The organism is Dankookia rubra (assembly GCF_004355005.1).
GTDB lineage: Bacteria > Pseudomonadota > Alphaproteobacteria > Acetobacterales > Acetobacteraceae > Paracraurococcus > Paracraurococcus ruber_A.
This window is the reverse complement of the sequence record NZ_SMSJ01000131.1, coordinates 1-11,306: the sequence shown is the minus strand read 5'-3', so window position 1 is coordinate 11,306 and position 11,306 is coordinate 1. Positions and strand designations below refer to the sequence as shown.

General features: G+C 65.7%; 12 protein-coding genes. 6 read left to right on the top strand and 6 right to left on the bottom strand.

Annotated features, from left to right (window positions below):
* Positions 1–289 (top strand): hypothetical protein (locus E2C06_RS38975; RefSeq protein WP_206664811.1); only part of this gene is annotated, 289 nt, incomplete at its 5' end.
* Between the two features lie 228 nt (positions 290–517).
* Positions 518–1,144, top strand: coding sequence for an antibiotic biosynthesis monooxygenase (locus E2C06_RS33220; RefSeq protein WP_133292850.1), 627 nt, complete (start codon positions 518–520; stop codon positions 1,142–1,144).
* Positions 1,145–1,269: 125 nt separating this feature from the next.
* On the opposite strand, the gene E2C06_RS33215 is transcribed toward E2C06_RS33220, so the two are convergent.
* On the bottom strand, positions 1,270–1,653 hold the full coding sequence (locus E2C06_RS33215) for a cupin domain-containing protein (RefSeq protein WP_133292849.1): 384 nt from the start codon (positions 1,651–1,653) through the stop codon (positions 1,270–1,272).
* Positions 1,654–2,161: 508 nt separating this feature from the next.
* On the opposite strand from E2C06_RS33215, the gene E2C06_RS33210 reads away from it, so the two are divergent.
* Both E2C06_RS33210 and E2C06_RS33205 read left to right on the top strand, forming a co-directional pair.
* Entirely contained in the window at positions 2,162–2,554 is a 393-nt protein-coding gene (locus E2C06_RS33210) for a cupin domain-containing protein (protein ID WP_133292848.1), read from the top strand.
* Between the two features lie 761 nt (positions 2,555–3,315).
* A complete protein-coding gene (locus E2C06_RS33205; RefSeq protein ID WP_133292847.1) occupies positions 3,316–4,188 on the top strand; it encodes an alpha/beta fold hydrolase in 873 nt (290 codons plus the stop codon).
* A 265-nt stretch (positions 4,189–4,453) separates the two neighbouring features.
* Here the strand turns inward: E2C06_RS33205 and E2C06_RS33200 are convergent, their stop codons facing one another.
* From E2C06_RS33200 to E2C06_RS33185, 4 genes are all read right to left on the bottom strand, one after another.
* A complete protein-coding gene (locus tag E2C06_RS33200; protein WP_133292846.1) occupies positions 4,454–5,023 on the bottom strand; it encodes a lipocalin-like domain-containing protein in 570 nt (189 codons plus the stop codon).
* A gap of 268 nt (positions 5,024–5,291) precedes the next feature.
* The gene (locus E2C06_RS33195) at positions 5,292–5,534 is read right to left on the bottom strand and encodes a hypothetical protein (RefSeq protein ID WP_133292845.1); all 243 of its coding nucleotides are present in this window, start codon (positions 5,532–5,534) and stop codon (positions 5,292–5,294) included.
* The gene (locus E2C06_RS33190) at positions 5,531–6,400 is read right to left on the bottom strand and encodes a hypothetical protein (protein WP_133292844.1); all 870 of its coding nucleotides are present in this window, start codon (positions 6,398–6,400) and stop codon (positions 5,531–5,533) included. Before E2C06_RS33190 ends, E2C06_RS33195 begins: the two co-directional genes overlap by 4 nt.
* 667 nt (positions 6,401–7,067) lie before the next feature.
* Positions 7,068–8,852, bottom strand: a complete 1,785-nt coding sequence (locus tag E2C06_RS33185; RefSeq protein ID WP_133292843.1) for a transglycosylase domain-containing protein — start codon at positions 8,850–8,852, stop codon at positions 7,068–7,070.
* Positions 8,853–9,287: 435 nt separating this feature from the next.
* Here E2C06_RS33185 and E2C06_RS33180 point away from each other — a divergent pair, with 435 nt between their 5' ends.
* Together E2C06_RS33180 and E2C06_RS33175 are read left to right on the top strand one after the other, a co-directional pair.
* Positions 9,288–9,800, top strand: a complete 513-nt coding sequence (locus E2C06_RS33180; protein WP_133292842.1) for a hypothetical protein — start codon at positions 9,288–9,290, stop codon at positions 9,798–9,800.
* 197 nt (positions 9,801–9,997) lie between these two features.
* On the top strand, positions 9,998–10,798 hold the full coding sequence (locus E2C06_RS33175; RefSeq protein WP_133292841.1) for a hypothetical protein: 801 nt from the start codon (positions 9,998–10,000) through the stop codon (positions 10,796–10,798).
* Positions 10,799–10,861: 63 nt separating this feature from the next.
* Here E2C06_RS33175 and E2C06_RS33170 read toward each other — a convergent pair whose 3' ends face one another.
* The gene (locus tag E2C06_RS33170) at positions 10,862–11,140 is read right to left on the bottom strand and encodes a hypothetical protein (RefSeq protein WP_133292840.1); all 279 of its coding nucleotides are present in this window, start codon (positions 11,138–11,140) and stop codon (positions 10,862–10,864) included.
* Positions 11,141–11,306 lie beyond the last annotated feature (166 nt).

Below are 11,306 nucleotides of genomic sequence, written 5' to 3'. Positions count from 1 at the left end.
AGGCCTTCCGTCAGCCGTCGTGACGAAAGGCTCGGCAGCGCTCCTATTTCACGCCGCCGCGGCCAGATTACCCAGCCGCTCCCTGAGGGATTTTCTCTCCGACGCTCTCAGCGACGACACCCGGCTGCTCCTCGGGCGGCGGCCTGCTGGGCCGTTGCACATGCGCGGCTGGTCGCTTCGTCGATGCTGCAACGGGTTGCGTCAGGCGACATCGGCGACTGGCCCCATTCCGACATCACAGATGATCAGAGACCGCCTCACGCTGCTGCCGGAAAGCCAAAGCCTTTGAGTAGTTTAGGCTTGCTTGGGACAACCGACGGGACCAACAGCCGCCCTGTCGCCGGGGATCAAGTCCCCGATGTCGGACGACACCGTGTACCTGATCGAGGTGTCAATCGGCCTGCTCGTGCCGCAGTGGACGGCTTACACAATCACGCGTTGAACTCTTGCCAATCCCCTCAGCGGACGTGGGGGCCACCGCCTCCGGTCCGGTGGGCCAAGGAGGAAGGAGTAGATCATGTACGTCGTGATTCGCAGGACTGGGCTGCCGGGCTCCGCCGAGGAGGCTGCTCAACGCACGCGAGACCACCTCGTGCCGCTGATCCAGAGGCGGCCGGGGTTCAGGGGCTACTGCGGCTTCGTCACCGAGCAGGGAGGCGCTGCCTACTCGGTCAGCATCTTCGACGATAAGGACACGGCGATGGACGCCCATCAGCACGTCCGGGCTTGGATCGACACCAACATGCGCGACCTCATGCCCGGGGTGCCCGAGGTTGTCGCAGGGGAGACGGTGTTTGACTCCATCGCGCACCCGCAGGAGCAGCGGAAGGATGAGCAGCAGCCACTCTTTGTTGTCGTCCGCACCTACCGCGGCCTTCCTGGGCAGACCGAGACCATGCACTCCGTAGTGAGCCAGCATACTCTCCCGGCCATCACGGACGCGCCCGGCTTCCGCGGCTTCTACGCGTTCCGGGACGAGACCGACCCGGACCGCGCCATCTCCGTCACCTTGTTCGACTCCCGCGAGGAGGCACTGCGCTCGCATGAGGCAGTGGTGGGGATCATGCGCGAGCGGCTGGGCGAGATGACCTACCGTGTGCCGCAGGTGACGATGGGCGAGACGGTCGTGCTGGCGACGGTGTAGCAGGGCGGAGTGGCCGCCAAAGAGCCAGCGCTAAGCGGCAGGCTGACAACGCCCATCAACCTCATCAGCGGTCCTAGCCCGGATTAGGTACGAGAGGCGGCGGGTATGATCCGGGCAACAGTGATCTACCGGGTAGAAGCCTTTTCTACAGCGGGCATCGGCTCGTACTTTCGCTCGATCAAAAGGTAGCTGATCGTCGTGTCACCGACGTTCGTAAGCTCATGCCACGCGACAGGTGGGCTGTTCGTGTAGCTGCCGGTGCGGGGCTCAACCTGCCGCGTGCCCTTGGCATCCTCAATCTGCGCCTTGCCGCCGTTCAACACGTAGCTGAGCAAGCCCGGGTGGAAGTGCTTCACGTGCTTGCTTCCCGGTGGGAACGTGCAGCGACCGACGAGTATCTGGGTGTCCTCGTAGAGCTTTTCGCAGGGCTTTTGTCCTTGCCACTCCACCGATAGGGCATCGGGCACCGACTGTCCGAAGGCGGTGAGCGGTGCCAGCACGAGCAGCATGCAGGCGGCCAGCCCAATGGACACGTGAGCCATAGCTTTCCTCCCAGTCTGGTGCTGGATGGACAAGCCCTTGTCTGGGTCCCGTCGCCCAGCAGACCATCATGCGTCCGGCGTGATCCGCAAAGCAATGCCTCACCATAGGGTCGGAGCAGAACGAAGATGGCCGAACTAAGGATTTCGTTGCAAAAAAAAGGACCTTAACGAAACCGGCGCTTTCAGAGTGGGCCAGCATAATTAGTGATTCGCGCCTGGGACGGCACTCGTCATGACTAATTCAGGCTCGGTCATGTCGCTGTCGGGCGGAAAACCGCGCCCGCCCGGTACGACCACAGGATTGCCATGACGACCCAATGGATTGTGCTCGCACTAGAAAGAATCGCCTGCCGACAGGTGGGGATGATCCGCCTCAACCGGGTAGTCTACTCTGGTCAATGAGCGCGGGACACACGTGCTCGTGGCAACAAGCCATGCTTGGCCTGACCGCGAAACACCGGAGAGCGGAAACTGAATGCAGATCATAGACCATACAAGCCAGCCACTCGATGAGTGGCGCACCGGGGTGATGACACGCATGCTCGTCTCGGCCCTGACCGGCGCGGAGCACCTGTGCGTATTCGAGCAGTTCTGCGACCCCGGCAGGGGAGCCCCTACCCACCTCCATACCGTCGAGGAAGTGCTGACGGTTCTGGACGGAGAGGCAGAAGTCCGGCTCGACGCGGAGCGAGCGACGCTCAGCGCTGGTCAGTCTATGGTTGTGCCAGCCGGACGCAAACACAGCTTTCAGAACACGGGCCTTACAACCCTGCATGTACGCGCGACGTTGGCCGCACCGATTTTCGAGGCATGGTTCGACGGCGAGACCGAAGTACGACGGCGTTGGCTGCCTCAGTCCTCCTCGTAGCCCTGCCCGGCGTATTGTAAGGCGTCGTTCCCGGGGGGCTTGTGCCACTAGCTGGGTGGGCAGAACGGATCGTCGGACGCCCGCCACCTCATGAGCCCGTTCACCCACTCCTCGGCGTCACCTAGTAGGCCGCCGTACTGGGTCCGCGGGGCGCCATACAGTTCGACCCTCTCCATCACCAGCCCGTAGAGGACGTGCATCTGCTGGTCAGTTCGCGCGCCCAGCCGATCGCCAAGCATCTCCAACCATGCGTCCTGTCGGCGTGGATGGGGGAAGCACTGGTAGCGGCCCCACCATTCGGCGAACTCGGCCTCAATCGCGGTACGCCACCGGAGACGCACCGGCTCATCCCTGGCGTGCAACTCCTGCGCGCTCGGCCCGGGAGGCATAGGAATGGCCTGTCGTCGATACGTCTCCTGCGGGAGGGGGACTGGCGGAGGAAGCTGGCCCCGGTAGTCGGGCCTGTAGGGCTCAGTCGGAGACGGCTCGGGGGGGACGGCACGCGATGCGCCGCGTGGTGGCCCGGCGATCGGCGGGAGGGTCTGGGCCGTCTGTGCCGACGCTGGCCCGGCTAGCAGGATGGCAAAAGCGGTGATGGTGATCCTCGACATCAGGAGCTAACGCACGGTCTAGGGCTGGGCTTCGGACGGTGGTGGCCTACGAGAAGTCGGAGGGTGTTCGAAGGAGGCAGCGCCCCCTCGCCCGGAACCACGTGGCGGGATGGGCGATGCGGCCGCAGACCCACGTATGAGAGCGCGGCGATGGCCGAGAAGGATGCGGTGCCGGAAAGCGAGTTCCTGCGACTGAGGACCAATGATGTCGAGTTGCACACTGTCGCCGCTGGACCGCGCGATGGTCCACTCGTCGTACTACTCCACGGCTTCCCAGAATTCTGGTGGGGCTGGCGGCGGCAGATTGGGCCACTCGCCGCGGCCGGGCTACGCGTCGTTGCTCCCGACCAGCGGGGCTACAACCTTTCCGACAAGCCCGGGGGCGTTCAGTCGTATGGCATCGACATGCTCGCCGACGACGTGCTCGGGCTGGCTGACGCGCTCGGCCGAAAACGTTTCGCAGTGGTGGGGCACGACTGGGGCGCCGTCCTGGCGTGGCATCTCGCTGCAAGGAACCCTGAGCGGGTTGAGCGGGCGGTGGTGCTGAACGGGCCGCACCCGGCGACCATGCGGGCGCATACCTTGCGGAACCCCTTCCAGGCGTTCCGGAGTTGGTACGTGGGGTTCTTCCAGATTCCTCTGCTGCCCGAGCGGATGCTGCGCACGGCCGACTTCGCCGCGCTGCGCGGCGCCATGGCGGTGACCGCGCGGCCCGGGACCTTTTCCGAGGAGGAGTTCGCGCGCTACCGCGCCGCCTGGGCACAACCCGGCGCGCTGACCGCGATGCTGAACTGGTACCGTGCGCTGCCGATGTCCGCGGGGTCCCTCCGGCCCGGACGTATCCGCGTGCCGGTGCGGGTCATCTGGGGGGACCGGGACTCAGCCCTCGACGCGGGTCTCGCCGAGGCGGGCCTGTCGCTGTGCGACCGCGGCGAGGTATTTCACATCCCGGCCGCGACGCATTGGGTGCAGCACGAGGAGGCGGAGCGGGTGAACCGTCTGTTGGGCGATTTCGTAACCTGAGTTCCTGCTGCCATGTTGTCAGACAGCGCTCAGGCGAAAAGCCCGTGCAGGAACTCAGCATAAATTGCTGCGGGCCAAGTCGAGTTTCCGGCCGGGTGCCGACCGCGCCCCCCGGGCGTCTGCTGTGGCCAGGGCGCCCTGGCACGATCTCCGGACGGCCACGCTTTGCTACCCGCTGCTCAGCACACCTCCGGCGTGCCCGCCAAGCCAGAGGTGGCGGGCGTTGTACCAAGCCCCTCTAACCAGAACCCTTGTGGGTCACGGCCTACTTTGCAGGCGGGGAGGATATCCGCTTCCACACGAGACGCCTTGTTATCGGCACGCTGTCCCGGATCGTGGTGAAGCCGAGGACCAACCTGCCGTCCTCGAAACTGTAAGTGCGCCGGAGTTCTCCGGACGCGTTCTCGCCGTTAAGCGATCCTGTGACTTGATGGATGACGATCCCGTTCGCAGCGTCCACGCGATAGGTGCCAAAATAGGCGGAATACTGGGAGAGTGTCTCTGGTGCGGCGCGGCTGCCGCTCTGCGACTCGTTGCGGCGCTCATGCATGAGCAAGGCGACGACGTTTCCATTCGAGTCATAAGTGATCCTCCCGGTCGCATCACCCCAAGGCTGAACCGCGCGGCCGTCCGGGGTGCTCCACGTCAGCGAGACCAACTCCCACGTGCCAATCACAGGAGAGTCCGTGCCGACCGGGATGTCAGGTTTTGTTTGGGCACGCGTGGTAGCCACGCCGAGACTGAGAAAAGCGGTAACGCACAGCGCCGCTTTGCGGATGGTTGCTGGCGGAACCATGGTGTCTCCCTCCCCTTGGTATTTCTCGCCGCCGATCACTTCGCCTCACGGACGAGCTTGGATGCGATGCACCCTATCTGCGTGTTGTCTCCTGTGCCAATCCGTACGCAGCCTTCCGCTATGCAACATCATGGGGCCGTGTCCGGAGGACGGCATCCAACTCAACCGACAGCACCCTCGCGTCGCACGAATTTCAGTGAATGGGAGGCGAGCGACGTGCGGGTGTCGTCAGACGATGGGACGACTGGCTGACTGCTGACCGCGAGGGCGCGGGAGATGGTCTCCCACGCCACGTCGCGCAGACAAGTTATGCGCTCGTCTCGGAGAGCCGGTCGGCCATCTCGACAGCCCGCTCGGCCGCGGCGACAAGCTCCTCCACGGTATGGCGGCGGCCCTCGAACTCGACAGCCTCGCCCTCCCCGGCCGCCTCAAGGGCCGCGGCGATACTCCTAGCCCTCCGCTCCCACCACGGCGCGATGATGGCCCTGACGCACGCGGGGAGGCCCTGCGGAGGGGTGTCCTCCGCCGCCTTGTCGGTGCTGTCGCTCATGCCGCCTTCCTCCACTTGGCCATTTTCTCGCGGAGGGCCTGCTGCGGGTCGGCGTCGAGGAGCCTCTTGAAGTCCTCGCTATACTTCTTCCCGTACCACTTGCATGCGGTGGGCTTGCGGTCCGCCTTGATGTTGGGCGGGGTGCCGAGTTCGAGGCGGATGCCGTCCATCTCCCCAGTCCAGTGGAAGTACTGGTAGAGGGTCATGACCGGGAAGCCGTCCTTCCACGTCACGGAGGCGAACTGTCCGATGCTGCGGACCGTGCCCTCCCCGTGAAATTTGCACGACAGGGCGCCGATGAGGGCATCGGGCCGGTCCTCGATCTCCTCCATCATGGCGGTGACCAGCGTCCACTCCTCAGCACTGAGGGCGTGCTGGGCCTTCTTGCGCTTGAGGTTGCGCACGAAGTTCTTGGGTGTGCTGAGGTAGCAGTAGCGCGTCGTCGAGAGGCTGCGCTTGTCCTCGGTCATGAGGGCACCGGCTGCTGCCGTCGTGCCCGTGAGCTTCAAGACGAACTGGGTATGCGCGTGCTTGCCCGTGCTGGGGCCGTTGTCAAAGCACTGCACCTCCACCCAAGTCAGGCTGTTGACCATCGGCAGGCCCTTCACCGCCGCCTCAGAGGCGACGCGGTATTCTTCGGTGTCCTTATCGAGCGGCTGGCCCTTCTCGTGCTTGGGCTGCCAGTTGGGGTCGTAGTGCTTGCGCGGCACACCCTTCCGCTGCGCGTCGGCCCGCATGGACTGTTCCAGCATGGCCTCGGTCGTCATAGCGTCGAGATCGGTGCCGCGGAGGAAGGGGACCGTCCCCTCGCAGTGCTGCAAGCGGATGCGCGGCGTCTCGCCGCCATTCCTTTCTGAATCTGTCATTTGAATGCTACCCTGAAATGAAACACTGGCTCGCGGCGCAATCCGATGCGAGTAATACGTGCATCAACGCCGAATCCAATCTCCTTATAGGCGATTCTGCCTCTTGTGTCCAGTTATTGTAGTTGTCCATCTTCTATCTATAGATACCTACAATAACTGGCCACACCTACAATGACTGGCTCAGGCGCGGCTAAGCCCTTGATTTACGGCCATATTCAACTACAAGGACTGGCACCAGCCCGCCCCGGACAAGTCCTCACAACTACAACGACTGGCTCGCCTCCGGCTCGCCCTGGATGCCGTCGTCGGCCAAGTCGTTCGGGGGCCGAGTCCCACATCTACAATGACTGGCGTGCCCTCGACCAGAAGGAACGGCTGGCCGTGCTCGCGCCGCTCGCCCGGCACCGTCGCGGACAAGAACTGGCAAGTCGTGCGCAGGAGCGCGCGCGTCCCGCTTGGCCGGACCCACGCTCGGATGAGCAACCGCCCGACCTGAAAGCACCCCTGACGGCCTCGACCGTGAATGCGGCGGCCCGGTTCAGTCCGCGGCGCCCCTGATCCGCTCCATCCCTGTTCCACGTTCACACCCCGGCCCTCGACGCCCTCCGGCACCTCGGGGCGGAAGGTGCCGCTGTCACGTGCCGCGCCAACACACGAGTCAGGCGGTCTATGCCTTGCTCGCGTCCACCATCACTGCCCGCCATATCTGCGCCGGTAGCCCGCCCCCGGTCACGTCGTTCATCGATGTGGCCGCAGAGGTATTACCGAGCCAGACCCCGGCGACGTAGCGCTCCGTGAAGCCAACGAACCATGCATCCCGATGGCCGCTCGTGGTGCCTGTTTTGCCAGCGGCCCAGCGACCCGGGTTTGCCGCCCGTCCGGTTCCGCCCTTCACCACCCCCGCCAGCATTCGCCGCATCTGCTGGACGTGCTGTGACCGAATGACCGCCTCGCGCTGACGCTCCGTCCGGGTGTAGAGGCGCTGGCCCTCGTTGCCGCGGACCTCCTGAACGGCATATGGCATGACCGGCACGCCCTGGTTGGCCAGGGCTGCGTAGGCCGCGGTGAAGCTGAGCAGCGTTGCTTCGTAGGTACCGAGCGCGAGGTCGCCAGCCTCCCCGGAGAGGTCGGCCGTAATGCCGAGCCGACGGGCAATATCCCGCACCCCGCCCTGATTGCCGGAGGCCAGCCGTACGGCCGCAGTGTTCGACGACCGTGCGAGCGCCGCCCGCAGCGTGATCTTGCCAAGGAAGCGATCGTCGAAGTTCCGGATTGGCCGCTCGCCGATGCTGAGCCGGTCGTCGCTCACCCTACCGTCCGGTCTCAGGCCCCGTTCGAGGGTGGCGAGGTAGACGAACAACTTGGCTACCGAGCCGGGCTGCCGCCGCGCCTGGGTGACGTGGTTCCACTCCTTCGCCCGGTAGTCCCGCCCGCCCAGCATGGCAACCACCGCCCCGTCCGGGCGCATCACCACCACCGCCCCCTCCTCGATGCCGCGTGGCTCTCCGTAGCGATCCAAGGCACCGCCCAGGTGCTTCTCGGCGGCCTTTTGGATGCGCGAGTCGAGCGTGGTCTGGATGGTGCGAATGCCGGAGTGCTCCCCGGATGCCTCCTCGGCCTCTACCTCGGCCCATCGGGCGAACCACCCGACTTGCGTGCCCCCGGGATGAAAGCCGCCCCAGGCCGAGCGAGATGGCGCAACGGCGAGCCGCTGTCCTTTCGCCACGTCGGCCTCGGTGCGGGTGAGAAGCCCCTGCTCCACCATCTGCCCGATGACCCGGTACGCGCGTTCCCGCGCGAGGTCGGGGTTGCGGTGCGGGTTGAGCCGGTTTGGTGCAGGCAGCAGCGAGACGAGGACGGCAGATTCGAGCAGGTCGAGGTCACGCGCGGGCTTGGCGAAGTAGACCCGGGCCGCGGCCTCGATCCCGTAAGCGCCGCCGCCAAAGTAGACCCGGTTGAGGTAGACGAAAAGGATGTCCTCTTTGCCGAGATTGAGTTCGAGGAGTGGTGCGAGCACCGGTTCGGCCAGCGCTTTGCGCACCAGCACGTTGGCGCGCTTGAAGTAGACTTCCTTGAGGGTCTGCTGGGTCAGGGTGCTGCCGCCCTGGGTCCGGCCGGTCAGCGTTGAGAGCAAAGCCCTGCCGAGTGCCTGGGGGTCGATGCCGAAGTGCTCGCGGAAGCGTCGGTCCTCGCTGGCGACGAGAGCGTTGACGAGGTGGGGCGGCAGTTGCCGGAAGGGCACCGGAGGCGCGTAGTAGGCGCCGCGGGCGGCGATGAACTCGCCGCGTGAGCCGATGATGCGCACACCCGGCTCCCGGTTGTCGATGACGAGCTTCTGCGGGTCGGCGAGTTCCAGCGCCAAGGCAGGCGCGGGAATGACGGCACTTGCAGCGGTCAGACCCGCGAGGGCGAGGAAGCGTCGGCGATCTAGCGGCGTGGCGTCGGTCGTCATCAATGCGACCTCCACGCATGAACGTTTACGGGAAGCGTAAGACGGTCGAGAGGCGGTTCCGTGGCCACCATGCCCTGGATTTCGCGGCCGAGTTCGCAACAAGGTGGTGAGGTGGCCGGGCGCTGGTTGGCCAGTAACGCGCCTCGGTCTTGAGTGTCCTCGACTGGCCGCGAGTGTCAGATATCACCTTCCGTGCATCCGTCGTGGTGGCGCGCTAACGCAGCCGTGTCGGCGATTTCATTGTCACAAACCCGAATCCGAGTATCACGGATGCATGGATGGAAGCCGAAACGAAGTGCCGCGCGAGCGCGCGCTCATACGGCTCGTGAACGGCGATCCAGCCGAACGCGTGGCCGCTCTACTCGACCAGCGGATGGAGGCCGTTGAAAGCCTCGACCTGCTGGACGCCATCCACGACCGGAGCCACCGAATGCGATGACCGGAGACCGTCTCACGCCGCCTGCACGGGCGGTGCTCGACGAGGAGGTGCGGCGGAAGCGCCGCCATACAAGGGATGACGGTCCGGAAGCGCCTCCGCCGCAGAGTCGGGACGACCGCCACATACTGCGGGTGCAGCATGCCGACGGCTCCGTCGATGACTTCGCCATCCCACCGCCCGAGTCCCCCTTCCGTCGGCGGCTCAAGGCCGCGCGCATGCGCGCCTCCTGGGACCTGCTGAACGGCCGCTTCTTCCGGAGGCCGCTCCGTCACCGCCTACCGCCCGAGCCCTTTCGGAGCAAGCACCGCGAACGCCAGGACGAACACCTGCAATGGATGCTGGCCAAGTTAGCCCTGCCACGCAGACCGAGGCCACCACGTCTCCCCAAGGAGCCGAGCTTCTGGTGGGGGTCGTTCGCCAGGATGCGCGTCCCGGCCTCGCGCGGGATGGCTGAGTTGAACCGAGAGTTCCACCGGATGCCCGCCGAGGAGGAGGACGAGGAATGCTGACAGTTAGGAAAGCGTCGCGCCCGCGACCCCGCATACGCTGTGGCGCGCCACCCCTCGGTGTTGCGAAGTCCACGCCCGACCCGGAACCTACCTCCGGGTGCATGCGGCCACACATAGCCCGTCGAGCCCTGTTGGCTTCCTTACCCGCGCTCGTCGGCATGGGCCACGTGCCCTTGGCCCCGGCGGCTGCCGCCTCAATGCACGCCTCGTGCCTTCCGACGGGCTTCCCGGGTAGTGCCCATGCCGTATTCGGCTTCGGTGCCGCGGGAGCGGCTGCCGCGGAAGCCGCCGCAGCGGCGTGCTGTTCCTTTTGCAACCACGAGGACCCCGAGTGGCTGGCCGCCCTTGGTGGCATGCAGTCCGGTTCCGACGCCGCGGATACCGTCCTCGCGTCCGAGTGGTCGTTCAGCGTCCTATGCTGCGACGGCGCCGACCGGGAAGCGCTGTCCAGGGCCGAGGCCATCGCCTGCGAACTCGCCCGGCACGGCCACGTGGCGATCGTGATCGAGGCCGGGCCGTCGGCCGCGCCCATGATTGCCTCGACCCAGACAGCGCACGGGCGAGACCATCCTGCGCACCTTCTGCTGCCGGTACGTGATCGGCTTGGGGGCATCGCCCCAACCTTGGCCGCAGCCGCCGCGACCCTGCTCTCCTCCGTTGCCTGTCGAGGAATCGTGGGGGTGGATGCGTCAGACATCTGGTCGGCGATCGGCGGCCCCGGCCGAGGTGTAGCCGTCCATGCTGTCGCCGAGCGGGGGCAAGAAGTAGAAGCCTTCGGCCGATCCGCTCTCGCTGCCGCCTATAAGGTGGGGGTACGACCATCTTCTGTGCGGCGCCTGCTGATCAACGCCGTGTTGCCGCCGGGATGGCGACTCCGCGAGCTAGATCAACTTGCCACCACCGTATCGGACGCCTTCGATGGCGCCGACACCGCGATCATGTCCGCCGTCTACGACCCGACCGCCGAAACGGCGTCCGTGCTGCTGGTCTGCTCGTAGTCGGTGTGATGGCCCGGCCAAGTTCTAGCAGGCCGCGGTCGCCACGCTCGGAGGGACGTTTGGTCAGCGCGCTGTCGAACCCGATCCCCGCAGCCGCCTGGACAGCATCAGAAAATCCTGCTCGTCGATCATCCCCGTGGACAGCTTCCGGAGCATGTACGCGTTGACCTCCAACCAGCGGTCGGCATCGCGGTACCCGGTGTCCTGATCGAGGCCGACGACTACACAATTCCGGTCAATGATCGCTGGGTCGCCTGGATGGCGTGGCAGCACGACGGCCTCTACGCTTCGACCAATCCAGATCGGGCGGTCCAGCCCGGTGTCGGTAGGAGCGAATCGCACGAGGTCCAGCCGCCTCGCTATGGCCTGTTCGAGCGCCGCCGCGCGTTCACACCCTGTTATTGATCCGGCCTGGGCGATCTTGAATCAGGCGGCGTAGCGAAAAGTCTTGTGCCCGAAGAAGCTGCGAACGCGGTCGGGCAGCTTCGATAGCCTGCGCATGTGCCCG